Here is a 17138-nt window from a genome sequence, read left to right as displayed (position 1 = left end):
ACCTACTTGCGGGTTTTCGGATTTATGCGACCAGCTTACTCTGGCAGGCGCTCGAACTCTGGCACGTTGCCAAAGTCGCCATCCCAGGGTGCTTTACTGGCTGTGAAAATGTGGGCTGTGGGTACCATGGAGATTCCGGTGTCCAAACAGCCCGCCGGAACGACGAGAACACCTTCAAGCGGACTGCTCGGCAATGCTGACCCGCACAACTTACAAAAGCTCCTGTTGTGACGAGTGCCAAAGAGCGTAAAGGAGGTCACAGCACCTTCACCGTACAACCAGGTTAATTTGGCTGACTGCGAAAACAAATTGGCAGCATGCGCAGACCCCGTATCTTTTTGGCAATGTTTGCAATGGCACAGGTAAAAGCTATCGAAGTTACCTTCGATCTCAAATTTCACGGTGCCGCACAGGCAGGAACCAGAATGAACAGTCATCGGTTTTTCTCTATCGCTGTTACCGAATAGCCAGGACATCCTCGATATCAACCGGCCTTGAGAGTACGGATTTATACCAGACAAGATCCTCCTTCAGCATCAAGGGAAGCTCAAGGCCGAGTAAGTGCATGATCTCGCATCGAGAAAAATCGATGTTTAGCGCAACCCAGGTTCTATAACCTCACAATCCATTGGGCCGCCAAATGATGCACGCCACCTCCTTTTGCGCATAATGCTTGGCTTTACGACGTACCGGAGCGCTAACGTAGGTGCGTCCGATAACAGCCATTGGTTAAATTCTTGCATGCGCATGGTCATGCGCATAAGATCAGACTTTGTATTCTATATCTTCTGGGAGGCCCTCATGGCCGAACTCTATAACTCAGCCGCCCCCAAAAAAGCAGCGAACCTCTCAATCAATAGCGACCTTCTGCGTAAAACCCGGGAACTGAACATTAACTTGTCTGCCACCCTGGAACGAGCTCTAAAAGAAGAGCTTTCGAAACACGAAGCCGCACAATGGGTTGAAGAAAATCGCGCTGCGATAAAAAGCTACAACGATTTCGTCGAACAACATGGATGCTTCGGCGACGAATTCAGGGAGTTCTGATGGCACAGTTCGATGTGTACCCCAACCCGAGCAAAATTAGCAAGGCTCACTACCCTTACCTCGTAGATATTCAAAGCAGCCTTCTGGGCGATTTGGCAACTCGCATTGTTATCCCTTTGGGTAAACGTTCTGCCCTCGGTGGCCAAGCCATGCAAGGGCTCACTCCGGAAATCAGCTTCGCCGATCAGGAGCTGCTGCTGTTAACTCCGCAAATTTCGTCTATGCCTGAAAAACATCTCAAGAGCCCTATTGGCTCCCTCTCACATTTCAGAGACCAGATTGTTGGAGCTTTGGACCTGGCTATCACCGGCATTTAACCTTTCAGCTCAGCTGCGGGCAGCCCGCGAAGCGGGTTGGCCGTCGGCTGGAGCGCTTTATAGGGTGGCACGCCAGCTACTTGCGTGGATTCGCTGGCGGAAGTGCTCCGACCTGCTCCTGTAGATCGGTGAGCGGCTGCTGGCTCACCTTGAGGAATCCGTCGCGCGGTCGATCGAGATCGACCACGAGGGTGATAACCGCACCAAGGATGGCGAACGCTACGAAGACGCCACCGATCGGCAGTGAATCAAGTATCTGCTGGAAACTCACCGTCCCTCACGCTTCGGTAGTGGCCAGGTTCGCGAGATGTCGCGCATAGCCGTTGTATCTGGCATAGAGTAGTCCTCTTGTCATGCCGCCCAACGCCCGCCACCACTGGTGACAGAACCGCAGCGAAGCGGAGGTTTTGGCATCCGGTGCATGGCCTTGGTTATGTGCTGCTTCAGGCTGCAACAAGCTTCTTCACGTTGAGCTCTTTGCGATGTTGTTCAGCATGCCAGAGTTCATATTGGGACTGCTGATTCAGCCAGCTTTCTGCCGAAGTGTCGAAAGCAATAGAGAGCCGGATCGCCATTTCGGGACTGATACCGGCCTTGCCATTCAACACGGCACTCAGCGTTTTGCGGCTAACGCCCAATGCCTCTGCCGCCGCCGTGACAGAGAGGCCAAGGGGCTCAATACAAAGCTCTCGCAGTACTTCACCCGGGTGCGGAGGGTTGTGCATTAACATTGACGGTACCTCAGTGATAATCTTCGTAGTTCACAATCTCGGCATCTCCGTCTTCGAACTGGAAGGTCACTCGCCAGTTACCACTGACTGTCACTGACCAGATTCCGGCCCGATTGCCAGAGAGTTCGTGCAAACGAAGACCGGGTAAGTCCATATCTTTGACATTCGCCGCTGCATTCAGTCTACCGAGAATGAGCCGAAGCCTCTTAGCATGAGCGGCCTGAATCCCTGCAGTGCTGCCGGACTTGAAGAATTTTGCCAAGCCCTTGTGTTTGAAGCTTCGAATCATTCCTTGAATGTACCCTGTAACGTATCAGGTGTCAAAGCACATAACGCAGATGGTAGCCGGCGCCGTAGCGCAGCGAAGGGAACCAAAAGCAGTACGCTTTTGGCGTCCGGTTAACCACTTGGTGTACGCCCAGCATGGGCATGAACTAATGGGGTGAAAGTCCCCTGTGGGAAGATCACCGTTCAATGGGTTTTACCCGATTGAACGCGAACCACTAGCGAATGGCAAGGGCCGATCCGCGAGGAGCGGTCTGGAGGAAGCCGCTAGCAAAACTGCGAGCTGATGAACAAGAACATCATATGAGGCGTAGGCTGAAGGCGAGTTGGCACCAGACGACGAAGCCACGTGATCTAACGGCCACCGTAAATGATGCAGCAGTGCAGTGAGAGTGCATGTCCTTATCTGGGGAGATCTGCTCAACGAGCGATCGGTCAATGACCAGTCAGGCTCCTGGTCGATCAAGCCTGGGCGCAGCCGTTGCCATCGGCGGTTGCGAGCGAATGAGATGGACACCGATAGCGCCGATGGGGGTAACCCCACCGGTGATTGAGCAGAAGTCAGCAGCGGCCATAGTAGCCAAACGCCCGTCGTAATGGTCGGGACAGGGTGAAGGGCCTAACACCGGAAACAAAGGAGGAGCCGTGACCTACCTGAACGCACGAATGCCGTCCGGCAGTGACGTGGCTCAGCGTACGGCTACGAAACCAGCCTTTAGCGACGATCTACTCGAATCGGTTCTCAGCAAGGCCAATCTACAGCAGGCCTGGAAGCAGGTTCGAGCCAACAAGGGAGCGGCGGGCGTCGATGGTATGACCATCGGCGATTTCCCCGCCTGGGTAAAGGCCGGCCATTGGAGTGTGGTCGAGCAGTCGATTCGCTCGGGCGATTATCAACCAGCCCCGGTGAGGCGGGTTGAGATCGACAAGCCGGACGGGGGCAAGCGCCAGCTTGGTATCCCGACGGTGATAGACCGGGTGATTCAGCAAGCCATTGCCCAAACCCTGATGCCCATCTTCGACCCGGGATTCTCAGCGGACAGCTACGGCTTCCGTCCGGATCGAAACGCGCACCAGGCGGTGCGACGGGTGCAGAGCATCCTCAAGGAAGGGGGGCGCTTTGCCGTGGATGTGGACCTGTCGAAGTTCTTCGACCGGGTGAATCACGACCTGCTGATGACGCACTTGGGCTATAAAGTTCGGGACAAGCGCCTGTTGGGTCTGATTGCCCGGTATCTGCGAGCTGGGATTATCGATAACCAGCTCTATCTGGAAAATCGGGAAGGTGTACCGCAGGGTGGCCCACTGTCACCTCTGCTGGCCAACATCATGCTCGACCCACTGGATAAAGAACTGGAGCGGCGGGGTCATTGGTTTGCCCGTTACGCGGATGACTTCACCATACTGGTGAACAGCCGCCGTGCGGGTGACCGGGTACTGGCCAGTATCAGCCACTTCCTGGAGCACCGCCTGAAACTGACGGTCAACACGGCCAAGAGCCGGGTAGTCAGAAACAATGACAGCAAGTTCCTGGGGTTCACCTTCAAGGGAGCCCAGATCCATTGGCATCCGGACACGTTGCGTAAGTTCAAGCAGCGCATTCGGACACTGACGAACCGGAACTGGGGCGTGTCGATGCACTACCAGCTCTTCAAAGTCAGCCAGTATCTCCGTGGCTGGATTAACTACTTTGGTATCGCCATCGGCTATCAGCGCTGCTGCGATCTGGATCACTGGATTCGCCGTCGCGTCCGGATGGCCTATTGGCGACAGTGGCGCAAGCCGCGCACCAAAGTCAGGAATCTGATGAAGTTGGGTGTTCATGTGCAGGCCGCTGTGGCGTGTGGCATCACCAGCAAAGGTCCTTGGCGCAGCTCCAAGACGCCGGGTATTCAGCAGGCTCTGTCGAATGACTACCTGAAAGCTGAAGGCCTGGCATCACTGCGTGATGGATGGATCAAGCTTCACCATTCCCGGTGAAACGCCCTGTGCGGAGCCGCATGCAGGGTGTTGTGGGGGCTGGGGGTTAGATACCCCCGGCTACCCGATTAACGGCTATTGGCACCGGCCCACACGTATTTATTGAATATTGCTGGTGCCACTACTGTTACGACCACAGCCGCGATCAACCCAAATGTACCAGACCAATTCTCGGCAAAATCTAGGAGGTGGCAAAGCCACCCACCTGGGTTGTCATAACAATACTGCGGCGCAGACTTTGCCGCCGGAACGGCAAAGGGAAATATGAGCAATGCTCCGATCAGAGTTTGAATCCCGTAGCTGGTACAACCACTGAAAAAGGCGAAACGCTTTGGAGAGCCCAGTCCCTTCCATTTGGCAAAGATATAACCCCATAAGACGGGTAACCAGAACACGGCGGCCAACCCTATGCCTATTGCTATCGAAATGCCGAGGATCTTAATTTCCACTCTATACTTCCATATCTGGGACTAAAGCCGTTAACAGCTAATTATCCAACCCTATCATATAGTTACCTTCATTTCTCATCCTGCATTCCGGAGTTTTGCGAACGGGTTCGTATATTTCCGGGATGCACTCCCAGCTTAGTGCAGTTTCCCTTTTCTGCAGTCACCCTGTGAGAAGGCACTGCGGGCTGGTATCGTCTGCTTCCCAATTTCGTGCGGTACTGGAGATTTGCTGTGAAAAGTTGGTTATTTCTGGGCATTGCCATTGTTGCGGAAGTGGTGGCAACCAGCGGACTGAAGGCCAGTGAAGGGTTCACCAAACTCTGGCCCAGCCTGCTGGTGATTGCTGGCTATGCCGTGGCCTTCTACTTCCTTTCGATCACACTGAAAGAAATCCCGGTGGGCGTGGCCTATGCCATCTGGGCGGGGATGGGCGTTGTATTGGTTGCACTTATCGGCTGGCTGATTTACGGGCAAACTCTGGATGCCGCCAGCGTGATCGGGATGGGGCTGATTATTTCCGGTGTTGTGGTGATCAATGTATTCTCCAAGTCAGTCGCTCACTGATCTGTCGGCATAACCGGAGCCCCCTCAGATGCACGTTCCTTTCTGGCTGACCACCGCCCTGCTCTTCCCGGTACTACTTTACCAGGGCAAACAGGCTCGCCGCACAACGCCCAGGCTACCGGAAGCCGGGGGCTCTCCGTCTGGTCAATATGGTGAAGGTACTCCGGCCAGGCGAGTTCTGGTGATTGGTGAATCCACGGCGGCTGGTGTCGGTGTTGAAACCCACGATCAGGGCCTGGCCAGCCAGTTGGCGAGGCAGATTCACGAGCGCACCGGCCAGACCGTTGCCTGGCACACCTTCGGGGTCAACGGCATTCGGCTTGGGGCGCTGATTCGCGAACTGGAAACCGCCGAATTGCCAGAGGCAGATGTGGTGCTGTTAAGCATGGGGGTGAACGACACCACGGGCTTCACACCCCGTTTTCGTTTCCGCCGGCAATTGCGGGAATTGCGCCAGTTGCTCGCGCCACGATATTCAGTGCCCATGCTGCTTCTCAGCGTGCCGCCCATGCACCTGTTCACGGCGCTGCCTTCGCCGCTTCGGTACGTGGTGGGTTGGCGGGCAAGTCAGCTGGATAACCTCTATATCCGCCTTGCACGGCAGTATCCCCAGGACTTCAGCTACGTGAACTACCCGGTGGTCACCGATCCTGGACTGCTGGCCAGTGATGGCTATCACCCTGGCCAGAAGGGCTACCGGTATATTGCTGAGGCACTGGCAGACAAGGCCATTCCTGAAAAACTTTTCAGTGGAGAAAACCAGTCCAACTGATATATTAATTCCATCCAGCCAAATCCCGTTGTGGTGGTAGTAGGGGGAAGCGTGCAGACAGGAAGCGCGTTTTACTGCTGTCAGCCCAGCCTGCCAATTCCGATCTCCTCTGAGTCAGCCCGAAGGGCGATGGCTTTCTGGCCATAGCGGCCACTACATTATGCCGAACGGCATGTGTCATTGAGGAGTGTTGAAATGAAGACTGCTCTTTGTCTGCTCCAACCCAACCGTTCCATCCTTGCCGCAGCGTGCCTGGGTTTGGCCAGTGTCGCGCTCGCCGCCGATCCAGTCGTTTTCACCGGAGCCACAGTGCCGGTCGGTAATGGCACTGCGCGCGTGGAGGTCATTGTTAACAGGATGAACGAACCTGAATCTGTATCTGTCGTAATGACAAAGGATGCCCTTCAGGGGCTTCCCGAGGTCCAGGGCAACCAGATGGTCTGGGAGTTTGCATTACCCATGCCTGATGCCGGCCCCAAAACGGGATACAATCACGTGCTTCTTGACTGGAACCCTTCCGGGCATATTCCTGATGGGGTCTACACGGTTCCCCACTTCGACGTGCATTTCTACCTGATCAGCAATGGTGAGCGTGAGGCGATTACCTTCCATGGCGAGGGCCGTGAACTGGCCGTGGCAGCACCAGACCCACAACTTGTGCCCGCTGGCTACGTGATACCGCCGGATGCAGCTGTCGACAGGATGGGAATGCACGGCCTGGACCCTGCCGGGCATGAATTCCATGGCCAACCATTCAGCCACAACTTCATCTACGGCTATTACAAGGGCGAACTGATGTTCGTTGAGCCGATGGTATCCCTGGCCTTTCTGGAGTCGCTTCCGGACATGACGTCACCGGTCATAAAGCCGCAGCGGTACAGCTATCCGGCCTGGTACCCGGCAACCTACCGGATCGGATTTGATGCCGGTAAGGGTGAATACTCCATCGCGCTCCAGAACCTGGCCAGGTTTGATTAAGTCTGCCTCAGGGCGCCAGCTTGCGCTTCAGTGCCTTGGAAACCGACAGCGGCAGGTTGGGCAGTGAGCGCAGCATCCACGGCAGTATCCGGCGCTTGACCCCGCTCAGGGATTCCGGGATCACGGCTTCAATGAGGTGGGGTCCCGGCATTCTCTGGGCGTATTCCAGCGCTTTTGCCATTTCCTCGGCGGTGTGAACCCGCACGGCGTGAACGCCCATTCCGTTGGCCATTTCCGCGAAGTTGATCACCGGGCCGCGCAGGTCCAGCTGGGATTTGGCTTTTTCACCGGCATCTTCCGCGCCCACCCGCTCCAGTTCGATGTTGAGCACGGAGTAGGAGGCATTGTTGAAGATGATCGACGTGACGTTCAGCTGTTCCCGGGCCATGGTCCAGAGGGCCTGGATGGTGTACATGGCGGTGCCATCACCAATCAGGGCGATAACCGGCCGGTCCGGGCAGGCCACGGCGGCACCCACGGCATTGGGCAGGCCCTGGCCGATGGCGCCACCGGTGAGGGTGATCATGTCGTGGCGGGGAGCGCCGGCGGTCATGACCGAAAGCATCAGGCTGGAGGTGATGCCCTCGTCCACGATAATGGCGTTCTCGGGCATCAGCTCACCCACCGCTTTGCAGACTTTCTCGGCGGTGAGCTTGCCCCGTGGCCGGCCCGGCCGTTTCGCTGGTTGTAGCTTCGGTTCGGCCTGGCTGGCGCCGACGGCATCGTTGAGTTTGTTCAGGCTGGCCAGGATGTCCTGGTCGGGTGCCACCAGGGTATGTACCTGGCAGGTATCCGGCACCAGGTAGCTCTTCTTGCCGGGATAGGCAAAGAAGGAAACCGGCGCCTTGGCGTCCACCAGAACCAGGTGTTCCACGTCCGTCAGTTGCACCGTGGCCAGCTCGGCCAGGTAGGCCAGGCGCTCGATGTAAGGCAGGCCGGCACCCCGCTCCATACGGGTCGGGAAGGTTTCCGCCAGCAGGGTCGCGCCGCTGTGCGCAGCCAGTTTGGCGGCCGCCAGCATGCTCGGTTCGCGCAGGGAATGGCCGCCCATCAGCAGGGCCGTTTTCTTGCCGGAACGGATGGCCTTTGCAATGGCTTCAACTGTGGCATCGTCTGCCGGCTCGGGTGTCGGCGGTGCCACAGGCGCGTTGGGCACACCGCCCTCACCCCAGGACACATCGGCCGGCAATATCAGTGTGGCAACCTGCCCTGGCGCCGTGCGGGCAGCGGCAATGGCTTCGGCGGCATCCTGACAGAGGGTTTCCGTGCTCTTTGCAGTGCGTACAAACCCCGGGGACACGTTGCGGGCAACGGTCTCGATATCAGACTGCAGCTGGGCATCGTATTTCACGTGGTAGGTGGCATGGTCGCCAACAATATTCAGCACCGGCACCTTGCCCTTGCGGGCGTTGTGAAGGTTGGCCAGGCCGTTACCCAGCCCGCAGCCCAGGTGCAACAGGGTGGCGGCGGGTTTGTCGGCCATGCGGGCGTAGCCATCAGCGGCGCCGGTGGCCACCCCCTCGAACAGGGCAAGAACCGCCCGCATTTTGGGCTCGTCATCCAGGGCGGCCACAAAGTGCATTTCACTGGTGCCGGGGTTGCTGAAGCAGACCTCAACACCGGCATCCACCAGGGTTTTCATCAGGGCTTGTGCGCCGTTTGTCATTGTTGTTCTCCAAGCTTTCCGGGTTCAGGATTTTGTTTAAGTGGTTTGTTCACAGCATTCAGCCTCCGGCCACGATGGAGCGCACCGCTGCCCGGGCCGTCATGATGCAGCCCGGCAGGAAGGTACCTTCCAGGGAGCGCTTGCCGTTGGCACCACCGCCACCAAAGCCTGCGGCCTCCCCCACACAGTAAAGGCCACCAACAGGCTGCCCCTGGGCGTTGAGGACGCGGCTCTGCAGATCGGTTTGCAGGCCACCCAGGCTCTTGCGGGTAATCAGCTGCATTCGGATGGCGATGTAGGGGCCGGCGCCCGGTTTCTGCAGCGGCGCCGGCTTGCAGGTGCGCAGACGATCCGGCTTCCATTCCCGGGCGTGCTGGATCATGCGGATCTGGGGATCGTCATGGAGACTCGTGCCTGCCGCGAAATTGGCATCGAAGGCATCGGCGGTGGCTTTGAGCGTTGCCGGGTTGATGGCGTTGGAACAGGTGAGCGCGTTCATCTTGTCGGCCAGCTTAGTAAGGCTGTCCGCCACCAGGAAATCCCGGCTTTCATGCTGCATCTGTCGCACCAGGGCGTGGTTGCCCAGTAACAGCTCTTTCACAAACTGGGGGAACTGTTTGTCCCGGATGCGGGCGTTGTGCTCCGCGCCGGAGATGGCAAATTCCTTGGCGGCAATGCGCCAGTTCAGCAGGTGCCAGGTCCAGGGCTTTTCCTGTTCCGCTACTCGTTGGCAGAGCCAGTGGGTATCAAAGCCAGTCACCAGGGGTTCCGGGCCAATCCGCTCGCCCCGGTGGTTCAGCCACAGGGCCGATTTACAGGGAATGGTTGAAAGACCATGGCCGTGAAAGTGGGGGTACGGATGCGGGAAGCCGGCCGCGTAGTTCCACATTTCGCCGGCATGGGTGATCCGGCCTCCGAGGGTGTCGGCCACCCAGTGATGCATGCGGCCATCGGCATAGGGGTGGGCACCGTTCAACATGCGGGTGGGTTGCGGACGATCCACCGGCCAGTTGGCCCGGCATTCCTTGTGGCTGCCGTTGATACCGCCGGTAGCCAGAACCACAGCCGAAGCAGCGAGGCGGACTTCCTCACCAGTGGCCTCGTTAATGGCCAGAGCGCCGCTCACTTTTCCCGCTTCGTGGTCCAGTTCGGTGATGCGGTGCTGGTGCAGCAGGGTGAGCTTGCCGCTGGTGTTCGCCCGGTGAAGCGCCGTCATCAGGCACCGGACCAGTTCCCGGGCAGTGCCCCAGACCACATGGTAACGGGGCAAACGGTTGCCATCGCCAAAACGGCCACGCTCAACCCAATTCACCGCCGGCAGGAATTTTATGCCTTCGTTGCTGAGCCAGTCGTAAACATCGGACCGTGAATGCTCCACGTAGTAACGGGCCCATTGCAGGGGCAACTCATCGTCGGGCGCCAGCTTGCCAAAGCTTAGCCAGTCTTCCAGGGCAATCTCCGGTGTGTCCGCAATCTTCATGCGTTTCTGCAGCGGTGTGCCCACCAGCATCATGCCGCCAAAGGCCCATAGAGCCAGGCCTCCCATGCGCTCTTCGGTATCCCGGTCTGCCAGGACCACAGATTTGCCAGCGCGCAGGCCTTCCAGGGCCGCGACAATTCCGGCCAACCCGCCACCGACTACCAGAATATCTGAGGAAATTACCTTGGCCATATCGCATCCGACCTGATCGCAATGAGTTGTCAGCTTTAAAGATATACCGGTACCATGGCTTTAAAATTGACTTTAGAGGCCAACAAAATTGACTTTAGAGGCCACGGTTTCCATTGGCTGGGTCAACACCGTGATCGGCGCTGCAGAGAGGCTGTCGGTAACAGCCGACCAGCTGCTGGCAGAGGCGGATATCGCGCACTCCGCCTGCGAACTGGAACGCTGGCCGATTGATGATATTACCCGGCTCTGGCACGCCGCCGAACGCTGCACCGGTGATCCGGGCTTTGGCCTGAAAGTCGGTGCGGAGTTCTCTCCGATGAGTATCAGCGGCGTCGGGTTCGCGCTGCAGTCCGCCGCCACTCTCCGGGAAGCCATCGTGATGGTGCAGCGTTTCCAGCGGCTGATCTCCGATGGCGGGCGTTTCCAGGTTGTTGCCGGCAACGCGGCCACCTGGCTGGTTTACCACCCCAGGCAGGGACAGCTGGCATTCAGTCCGCATCAGATTGAGGCGGTTCTGGCCTCTGTGGTGGGCTTCGGGAGCTGGGTTACGGGAACCCGGATGCAACCGGCCCGGGTGCAATTCAGCCAACCGCGACTGGGGCCGTTGGCGGGGTATCAGACGGTATTCAACTGCCCGGTAGAATTCGAGCAGGCGTTCAGCGGGGTACTGATCGACAATAGCGTTCTGGACCAGCCCCTGCCCCAGGCCGACCCTCAGCTTGCGCAAGTGCACGAGCGCTACACAACCGCTCGCCTCGCCGCGCTATCCATCAACAGCGCCTCGGTGCCCGAAATACGAAGATGGCTCTCCGCTCGCATCGGCCCGGTTCTGCCCCGCCGGGCAGACGCGGCGGAAGCCCTTGGCATCAGCGAACGCAGCCTGGCCCGGCGACTCCGAGAACAGGGCCAGACATTCGATAGACTTGTTGATGACGTACGCCGCGAAAAGGCCCTGCAGGCGGTTGCCGATTCCACCTCTTCCCTGCCGGAAATCGCCGAAGCACTGGGTTTTGCCGAGGCAAGTACCTTTTACCGCGCATTCCGGCGCTGGACGGGCATGCCTCCGGTGCGGTGGCGCAAGCAGAACACTGTGCTATTTTGATCGGCTGAGCCGTTGCCCACAGCCCCTACCGTGAGGAGGGGAGGCAACCTCCCTTACTCACATCCACCCGCTTCAGCCGACAGACTCCGGACAAATTCCTGTTGAGCAGCAGCGAACCAACAAGTAACCTGCTGATCAGACACCAGAGCCTGAGGCACCATGAAGCCTGACTCCCATCAGCTCCCAGACAATGCCATCGGCGCGACCAGTTCGCAGCCGCCCTCAGACACCCCTGAGCGTGTTGCTGAGCTGATTCATCGTGTGGCTCAGAAAGACCGCCGGTCTTTCGCCCTCCTCTACCGGGCAACTGCTCCGAAACTTCTGGGCACCGTATTGCGTATCCTCAGAGACAGAGAATGGGCAGACGATGTTATCCAGGACAGTTACCTCAAGGTCTGGCAGAAAGCAGAGCAATTTCAGGACGGCAAATCCTCGCCTATCACCTGGCTGGTTTCGATTGCCCGTAACAGTGCGATTGATGAGCTGCGCAAACACCCTGCCGGACGCACCACGAACAGCAATGAGCTGGACGAGATGCCGGGCAGACAGTCAACGGCTCAGGAACAGCTGGAAGACCAGCAGGCGGCAAATAAACTGAATCACTGCATAGACCAATTGGAGAAAGACCGACAGGACATGGTACGCCTGGCCTATCTCAACGGCTGGTCCCGGGAAGATCTGGCAAGCCAGTTCGAGCAGCCGGTCAATACGGTAAAAACCTGGCTGCACCGCGCCCTGAAACAGATCAAAAGGTGCCTGGAATCATGACGGAACGCGACGACCTGGACATGCTGGTTGCAGAGTTCGTTCTGGGCACCTTACCGGCCCAGGAGCGGGAGTATGTTGAAACCCGGCGCCGCGAGGATCCGGAGGTGGAGACCCTGATTCTGCAGTGGGAAGAGCGATTGGGCAGGCTGGCTGAAGAAACCGAGCCCGTGCAGCCCTCGCCAGCGCTGTTCGCAAAAATCGAGAAGGCTCTGGACCGAATCGAATCGACACCCCGCAAGGCTGCCGAAACCTCCAACGTGGTTGCACTGCGCAGTCAGCTGAACCGCTGGCGCTGGAGTACGGCGATTGCTTCGGCGGCTGCCCTGCTGTTGATGGCAGTTCTGGTGTTCCAGCCACAGCCCGCACCTCAAATGCAGTCGTTTGTAGCCGTGTTCCAGCATAACGATCAACAGCCGGCCTTCCTGCTGACGGTGGACCTGAAGGAACAACGGCTTAATATCCGGCCGGTGACCGCCGAGGCAAGACCCGGAAAATCCTATCAGTTGTGGATCAAGGCAGACGAGCTGGGACCAAACCCACGTTCGGTGGGCGTTCTGGGCAACGATTTCAAACTTGATGAGGGAGCCTTGAGAAATTACGACCCCGCCCTTCTCAAGGAAGCCACGTTCGGGATAAGTGTCGAGCCCGAAGGCGGCTCACCCACTGGCCAGCCCACCGGGCCGGCGATTCATGGTTACCTCTACCCCACCGACGACAATAATCAGTAGTCGGGGCCACAAAATATCAACGGGTGCCTGAAACTTTGCGTACCCGCTCCCGTAGCTGCAGTTAAGCCGTCCAATAACAACCCAATGGACGGTAAACACTGAGACTTAGGAGAACGCAATGACCAAGCACGCAAAAACATCCGCACTTCTGGCTGCCCTGGTTTCCGGCGCATTCGCAACCGGCTCGGCACTGGCAGCTGAGCATAAAGCCGGGGTCTGGACCAATGATCAGTCCGTCGCCAACGGCGTTGTATCCGCCAAAAAGGTGGTTGCCGAACAGAATGGCTGGCTGGTGGTTCATCGCACCGACGAATCCATGAAGCCCGGCCCTGTCGTTGCCCATGCACCATTGCGCAAAGGCATGAACATGGATGTCGCGGCTATCCTGACCGAGGAAGTGCAATCCGGTGACATGCTGATGCTGATGGTTCACAGCGAAGACGGCGGCATGAAAACCGGAATTTTCGAATACACCCTGGGCGCCAAGGAAGACGGCCCGATCAAGAAAGATGGCAAGCTGGTGATGCAGACCATTACCGCAAAATAATCGCTGACACTCGGGCTGGCTGCTTGCGTATATGACGAATGCAGCCAGCCCTACTGGGCCTGACGCTTGCTCGCGTACATTGCCGTATCGGCCTTGCTGACCAATAGCCTCGCGGTTTCACCATCTTTCGGGTACATGGCCGAGCCGATACTGCAAGACACGCGAACCGTTTTTCCGCCGAGAACTACCGGTAAGCTCAGCATATCGCGAATCTTGACCATGGCGTTTTCGACAGACTCACGACCATGAACATCGGTGAGCAGCACTGTAAACTCATCGCCGCCCATCCTTGCCACGGTATCTGCCTCACGGGTGCAGTCCCTGAGTCTCTGAGCCATTTCGATCAGCAGTTGATCGCCGGCTTCATGGCCCAGGGTATCGTTAATCTGCTTGAAGTCGTTCACATCGAGGTACAGGAGCGCCAGTCGCCCTTCGTTCCGGCTTGCCGATCGCAGGGCTGTCTCCAGGCGGTCGTAGAACAGGGAACGATTGGTTAACCCGGTAAGCCCGTCGTGATGAGCGAGGAATCGAAGATTTTCTTCTGCACGCTTGCGCTCGACAACCGCAGCAACCTGGGTTGCCACGAACTCCAGTAATGACTTGTCGGCCTCGTCATACGATACGGCCATTGTCGCTCGCTCAATCACCAGGACGCCCAGAACGGACTCGTGGAAAACCAGAGGCACCGCCAGCCAGTTGGCAACCTCTGAGCCGGTTCTAGTGTGCATCCCAAGACCCGGATGCACCGGATCCCTGGCCGCCATGAGCGATTTTCGGGTGTTGATGACATCTTCAAGGGCGGATACCGGGGTCACTTGCCAGTCGATCCAACCGCTGTCCGTGCGCCAGTCTGGCGAGCTGAGCCGACCAGACCGTGACTGATTGAAACCCAGATAAAGATCAGACTCCGGGAAAAGTTCACCAATAATGGAGTGAACACCATCGCACAGATCGCGGAGCGTCTCTGCCTCATGAGCTGCCTCGGAGATCCGGTAAAGCGCGTTGCGAGTCTGGTCGCCCCGCCGTAATGCAGTGACATCGCGAGCCACGGCAATCCGAAGACGATCTTCCTCAGACCAGCGAGCCGACCACAGGATGTGCACGGCATGCCCATCTCTGTGCAGGTAACGATTTTCAAAATCCGTGTGGGTGTGACCACTCATTACCCGGCGGGCTGCGACCAGGGTGCGCTCCTGGTCTTCCGGGTGAATATAGTCAAGCAGTGGCGTTCCGATCATTTCCGCTGACGAGTAACCGAGCAACTGCAGGCAAGCCTCACTGACGAAAACGATCTGGCCGGATTCGTCCACCACGAAGATCGTGTCGAGTATGAGGTTGACCAGCTTGGGGTAGAGAGCATTGAGATCGATCGTCACATTCCATCTCCCTTTACGCCCAACCGGTCCAGATAGAGATGCAGGTCTGCCTCGCTCATATCCACATATTCGAGCACCCTGCCATAGAGCATGGCGGTCGGGACATTACGGCCATTCAGCTCTCGCTGGGTTTCGTGCAGTACGTAAAGAATGATTCTTTCAGTGCGGGTAAGGCCGTCTCTGGCATCAGGGATAACTTCAAGAAGCGCGCGAGAGTGGTCTGAAACAGCCATTATGTACCTGAGAAGATGCGATGGACCAGTACATAGTAGCAGGCTGGCAGCGAAGCCCACAGGGGGCAACGCTGCCTTTTAGTGGCAAATCAGATCTGTTTGTAGACCACCTCGGACAGACGGCTGCGGTTGCCATCGGTGTCCAGGGTTCGGATGGCGAAGTACCAGGTGCCCTCGGTAAGTTCGTCCACAAGCAACTCATCCACAGAGGCATCACCAATCGCGAGGCTCTGGTCCAGGTTTTCAGCGCTGGTGCCATAGACCACTTCGAAGCCTGCGATTTCGCCCATGGCCAGGCTCTCGCCATTCTCGCGGGTCAGCGGCGCGGTCCAGCTCAGCAGTGCCGTATTCGCCGGGACAGTTTCCTCGGGCGTTGTTTCGGTAACTGGCTCGCTGGTTTCCGTGTCTGTACCTGTGTCCGCTACGGTTTCGTCAGTAGTGGTATCAGTTGATGTTTCACCGCCTGAAGTGTCGGGCTCAGTTGTACCGGCAACCTGCTCGTCCGTTGAACCCGTAGACGTATCGGTCGAGGTATCGGTGTTGGTATCGGTTGAGCTATCGGTGGTGCTGCCGGAGTCAGTTCCAGCGGTTTCATCCCCGCCAGTGGTTCCGTCGGTGGTTCCGTCAGTGGTATTACCGGAGTCGACAACAACGGTATCACCCTCTTCATTTACATCGGCAATGGTTTTGAAGCGCTGAACGTTTCGGTACTCTACAACCACCAGTTTCTGGCTGATGACACTTGAATCCACCACATTCTGCAACTCGGAGGATTGCAGCGCAGCGGCGCTGACCAGATCCGCCAATGCTACGTTGGTACCGTCACCTGTGATGCTGATCTGGCCGGTAGCGCTGACCTGTGAGGTCACATCCGCCAGCACGTCAGAAATCGAATCCCATTGGGTGTTGTCGTTCACCAGAGCCAGAAACGCCGCGTTGGCAATTGCCACCTGAATGGCGTCAGCGGTAACTCCGGTCGTTGCATTCAGGTTGGTGAGGTCCGGCGGCGTCAGGCGCAGGGCGCCGGTCGGAAGGCCGAACCAGTTTTCCACGGTGCTGTAGGCATTGGAGATAGCCACCGGAGATAGCCCCTCCGAGCTACGCTCCGCCAGGGTAACCGCCAGGTGAGTCAGCGGAGTGAGGTTAACAGTTTCCATGCGCAGATCGCCTGCGCCCAGCAGACTGAAGTTGCTGTCCAGGGGCATGGTCTGGCCAAAAGCCACTGTCGCTCCGCCAGCCTGATCGCACTGGGGTACGACATCGCAGATCATGCGGGTGCCGCCATCAGCCGTCAGTTCAACTAAAGCCCAGCCTTCGGCCTTGCCGCGAAGCTGCCACTCGTAACTGCCGTCGTCTGCCGTCAACACCGGTTTTGCTGCCTGGCGCTGGGGCGAATAATAGCCGTCTTTATCCGCAATCAGGCGATTGGCAACAACCAATCCCTGCTGGATGACGCCCTTCATCGCTGCGCCAGCAATCTGCACTGTCGGCTCGGTCGTGACCGACGACTGTGCCGAGGTGTTGTCGTCGTCACTGGAAATGTCCAGATTGCAGCCCGAAAGCAGAACGACCGCAGGTAACATCAGCAGTCCTTGCTTCGTAAGTTTTTTGCCGCAATATGACATTGTTTCGCACCAATTATTTGACGAATTTGAGCGAATCTTACAGCGGCAGTTTTCGGTTATATGCGTCGCAGTTCCGGATTTCCCGGAGCAATTGCGTCAGGAAATTGGCGGTTACGGAGAGATACACGTTGTGATGGAAGGTTACAGCCCGGAGCTCGGATTGCGGGAGATAAGGCATTGTTTTAGCGTGTTTTTACGCATCGCGTTTAAATTCCGGCTCAGCGTCATCACCAATAAACACGGCGCCCAATTACAAATTTAAACGTTGGTAAAGTGAGAGCGATTTCACAGTTTTCCG

20 protein-coding genes are annotated in these 17138 nt (G+C 57.7%); 10 read left to right on the top strand and 10 right to left on the bottom strand.

All coding sequences use genetic code 11. From position 1 onward, the window contains the following. Positions 1-35: 35 nt before the first annotated feature. Entirely contained in the window at positions 36-437 is a 402-nt protein-coding gene (locus KEHDKFFH_RS12270; RefSeq protein ID WP_104322186.1) for a GFA family protein, read from the bottom strand. Positions 438-801: 364 nt separating this feature from the next. Here KEHDKFFH_RS12270 and KEHDKFFH_RS12265 point away from each other — a divergent pair, with 364 nt between their 5' ends. Both KEHDKFFH_RS12265 and KEHDKFFH_RS12260 read left to right on the top strand, forming a co-directional pair. Further along, on the top strand, positions 802-1047 hold the full coding sequence (locus KEHDKFFH_RS12265; RefSeq protein ID WP_104322255.1) for a type II toxin-antitoxin system CcdA family antitoxin: 246 nt from the start codon (positions 802-804) through the stop codon (positions 1045-1047). Next, a complete protein-coding gene (locus KEHDKFFH_RS12260; RefSeq protein ID WP_104322185.1) occupies positions 1047-1364 on the top strand; it encodes a CcdB family protein in 318 nt (105 codons plus the stop codon). Before KEHDKFFH_RS12265 ends, KEHDKFFH_RS12260 begins: the two co-directional genes overlap by 1 nt. A gap of 76 nt (positions 1365-1440) precedes the next feature. Here the strand turns inward: KEHDKFFH_RS12260 and KEHDKFFH_RS12255 are convergent, their stop codons facing one another. The 3 genes from KEHDKFFH_RS12255 to KEHDKFFH_RS12245 all read right to left on the bottom strand — a co-directional run bounded on the left by KEHDKFFH_RS12255 (position 1441) and on the right by KEHDKFFH_RS12245 (position 2384). Then, positions 1441-1635, bottom strand: a complete 195-nt coding sequence (locus KEHDKFFH_RS12255; RefSeq protein WP_104322184.1) for a hypothetical protein — start codon at positions 1633-1635, stop codon at positions 1441-1443. 172 nt (positions 1636-1807) lie between these two features. Beyond that, positions 1808-2095: a HigA family addiction module antitoxin gene (locus tag KEHDKFFH_RS12250; protein ID WP_102587158.1), complete on the bottom strand. Its 288-nt coding sequence runs from the start codon at positions 2093-2095 to the stop codon at positions 1808-1810. Between the two features lie 10 nt (positions 2096-2105). Next, the gene (locus KEHDKFFH_RS12245; RefSeq protein WP_104322183.1) at positions 2106-2384 is read right to left on the bottom strand and encodes a type II toxin-antitoxin system RelE/ParE family toxin; all 279 of its coding nucleotides are present in this window, start codon (positions 2382-2384) and stop codon (positions 2106-2108) included. 641 nt (positions 2385-3025) lie between these two features. Here KEHDKFFH_RS12245 and ltrA point away from each other — a divergent pair. Beyond that, positions 3026-4360, top strand: coding sequence for a group II intron reverse transcriptase/maturase (gene ltrA, locus KEHDKFFH_RS12240; protein ID WP_104322182.1), 1335 nt, complete (start codon positions 3026-3028; stop codon positions 4358-4360). A 68-nt stretch (positions 4361-4428) separates the two neighbouring features. Here the strand turns inward: ltrA and KEHDKFFH_RS12235 are convergent, their stop codons facing one another. Next, positions 4429-4809 carry a hypothetical protein gene (locus KEHDKFFH_RS12235; RefSeq protein WP_104322181.1) on the bottom strand — a complete coding sequence of 127 codons (381 nt, stop codon included), beginning with the start codon at positions 4807-4809 and terminating at the stop codon, positions 4429-4431. A 210-nt stretch (positions 4810-5019) separates the two neighbouring features. Between KEHDKFFH_RS12235 and KEHDKFFH_RS12230 the strand changes: the two genes are divergently transcribed. From KEHDKFFH_RS12230 to KEHDKFFH_RS12220, 3 genes are all read left to right on the top strand, one after another. Beyond that, the gene (locus KEHDKFFH_RS12230) at positions 5020-5373 is read left to right on the top strand and encodes a DMT family transporter (protein WP_277872180.1); all 354 of its coding nucleotides are present in this window, start codon (positions 5020-5022) and stop codon (positions 5371-5373) included. Positions 5374-5401: 28 nt separating this feature from the next. After that, positions 5402-6145: an SGNH/GDSL hydrolase family protein gene (locus tag KEHDKFFH_RS12225; protein WP_104322179.1), complete on the top strand. Its 744-nt coding sequence runs from the start codon at positions 5402-5404 to the stop codon at positions 6143-6145. 195 nt (positions 6146-6340) lie between these two features. After that, entirely contained in the window at positions 6341-7123 is a 783-nt protein-coding gene (locus KEHDKFFH_RS12220) for a DUF5602 domain-containing protein (protein WP_104322178.1), read from the top strand. Positions 7124-7130: 7 nt separating this feature from the next. Here the strand turns inward: KEHDKFFH_RS12220 and KEHDKFFH_RS12215 are convergent, their stop codons facing one another. Together KEHDKFFH_RS12215 and KEHDKFFH_RS12210 are read right to left on the bottom strand one after the other, a co-directional pair. Then, complete coding sequence (locus tag KEHDKFFH_RS12215; protein WP_104322177.1) at positions 7131-8789, bottom strand: acetolactate synthase large subunit; 1659 nt, start codon at positions 8787-8789, stop codon at positions 7131-7133. A 58-nt stretch (positions 8790-8847) separates the two neighbouring features. Next, on the bottom strand, positions 8848-10461 hold the full coding sequence (locus KEHDKFFH_RS12210) for an FAD-dependent oxidoreductase (RefSeq protein WP_104322176.1): 1614 nt from the start codon (positions 10459-10461) through the stop codon (positions 8848-8850). Between the two features lie 88 nt (positions 10462-10549). Here KEHDKFFH_RS12210 and KEHDKFFH_RS12205 point away from each other — a divergent pair, with 88 nt between their 5' ends. The 4 genes from KEHDKFFH_RS12205 to KEHDKFFH_RS12190 all read left to right on the top strand — a co-directional run bounded on the left by KEHDKFFH_RS12205 (position 10550) and on the right by KEHDKFFH_RS12190 (position 13606). Next, positions 10550-11563: an AraC family transcriptional regulator gene (locus tag KEHDKFFH_RS12205; RefSeq protein ID WP_104322175.1), complete on the top strand. Its 1014-nt coding sequence runs from the start codon at positions 10550-10552 to the stop codon at positions 11561-11563. Between the two features lie 159 nt (positions 11564-11722). Next, entirely contained in the window at positions 11723-12331 is a 609-nt protein-coding gene (locus KEHDKFFH_RS12200) for a sigma-70 family RNA polymerase sigma factor (RefSeq protein WP_104322174.1), read from the top strand. Further along, positions 12328-13059, top strand: coding sequence for an anti-sigma factor (locus KEHDKFFH_RS12195; protein WP_104322173.1), 732 nt, complete (start codon positions 12328-12330; stop codon positions 13057-13059). Before KEHDKFFH_RS12200 ends, KEHDKFFH_RS12195 begins: the two co-directional genes overlap by 4 nt. A 118-nt stretch (positions 13060-13177) precedes the next feature. After that, entirely contained in the window at positions 13178-13606 is a 429-nt protein-coding gene (locus KEHDKFFH_RS12190) for a DUF7282 domain-containing protein (RefSeq protein ID WP_104322172.1), read from the top strand. A 50-nt stretch (positions 13607-13656) separates the two neighbouring features. Here KEHDKFFH_RS12190 and KEHDKFFH_RS12185 read toward each other — a convergent pair whose 3' ends face one another. The 3 genes from KEHDKFFH_RS12185 to KEHDKFFH_RS12175 form a co-directional block, all read right to left on the bottom strand. Next, a complete protein-coding gene (locus KEHDKFFH_RS12185) occupies positions 13657-14982 on the bottom strand; it encodes a sensor domain-containing protein (RefSeq protein ID WP_104322171.1) in 1326 nt (441 codons plus the stop codon). Then, positions 14979-15215: a hypothetical protein gene (locus tag KEHDKFFH_RS12180; protein ID WP_064227260.1), complete on the bottom strand. Its 237-nt coding sequence runs from the start codon at positions 15213-15215 to the stop codon at positions 14979-14981. Before KEHDKFFH_RS12180 ends, KEHDKFFH_RS12185 begins: the two co-directional genes overlap by 4 nt. Positions 15216-15304: 89 nt before the next feature. After that, on the bottom strand, positions 15305-16798 hold the full coding sequence (locus KEHDKFFH_RS12175; protein ID WP_241956490.1) for a fibronectin type III domain-containing protein: 1494 nt from the start codon (positions 16796-16798) through the stop codon (positions 15305-15307). Between the last annotated feature and the right edge of the window lie 340 nt (positions 16799-17138).

This window comes from Marinobacter maroccanus (genome assembly GCF_002933275.1).
GTDB lineage: Bacteria > Pseudomonadota > Gammaproteobacteria > Pseudomonadales > Oleiphilaceae > Marinobacter > Marinobacter maroccanus.
Note: the sequence above shows the minus strand (reverse complement) of the source record. Positions and strands in the feature narration are given on the sequence as shown.

Excerpts from the sequence above, each read along its gene's own strand:
- KEHDKFFH_RS12270 (WP_104322186.1), bottom strand. The coding sequence starts at position 437 with ATGACTGTTCATTCTGGTTCCTGCCTGTGCGGCACCGTGAAATTTGAG.
- KEHDKFFH_RS12265 (WP_104322255.1), top strand. The coding sequence starts at position 802 with ATGGCCGAACTCTATAACTCAGCCGCCCCCAAAAAAGCAGCGAACCTC.
- KEHDKFFH_RS12260 (WP_104322185.1), top strand. The coding sequence starts at position 1,047 with ATGGCACAGTTCGATGTGTACCCCAACCCGAGCAAAATTAGCAAGGCT.
- KEHDKFFH_RS12250 (WP_102587158.1), bottom strand. The coding sequence starts at position 2,095 with ATGTTAATGCACAACCCTCCGCACCCGGGTGAAGTACTGCGAGAGCTT.
- KEHDKFFH_RS12245 (WP_104322183.1), bottom strand. The coding sequence starts at position 2,384 with ATGATTCGAAGCTTCAAACACAAGGGCTTGGCAAAATTCTTCAAGTCC.
- KEHDKFFH_RS12225 (WP_104322179.1), top strand. The coding sequence starts at position 5,402 with ATGCACGTTCCTTTCTGGCTGACCACCGCCCTGCTCTTCCCGGTACTA.
- KEHDKFFH_RS12220 (WP_104322178.1), top strand. The coding sequence starts at position 6,341 with ATGAAGACTGCTCTTTGTCTGCTCCAACCCAACCGTTCCATCCTTGCC.
- KEHDKFFH_RS12215 (WP_104322177.1), bottom strand. The coding sequence starts at position 8,789 with ATGACAAACGGCGCACAAGCCCTGATGAAAACCCTGGTGGATGCCGGT.
- KEHDKFFH_RS12210 (WP_104322176.1), bottom strand. The coding sequence starts at position 10,461 with ATGGCCAAGGTAATTTCCTCAGATATTCTGGTAGTCGGTGGCGGGTTG.
- KEHDKFFH_RS12200 (WP_104322174.1), top strand. The coding sequence starts at position 11,723 with ATGAAGCCTGACTCCCATCAGCTCCCAGACAATGCCATCGGCGCGACC.
- KEHDKFFH_RS12195 (WP_104322173.1), top strand. The coding sequence starts at position 12,328 with ATGACGGAACGCGACGACCTGGACATGCTGGTTGCAGAGTTCGTTCTG.
- KEHDKFFH_RS12190 (WP_104322172.1), top strand. The coding sequence starts at position 13,178 with ATGACCAAGCACGCAAAAACATCCGCACTTCTGGCTGCCCTGGTTTCC.
- KEHDKFFH_RS12180 (WP_064227260.1), bottom strand. The coding sequence starts at position 15,215 with ATGGCTGTTTCAGACCACTCTCGCGCGCTTCTTGAAGTTATCCCTGAT.
- KEHDKFFH_RS12175 (WP_241956490.1), bottom strand. The coding sequence starts at position 16,798 with ATGTTACCTGCGGTCGTTCTGCTTTCGGGCTGCAATCTGGACATTTCC.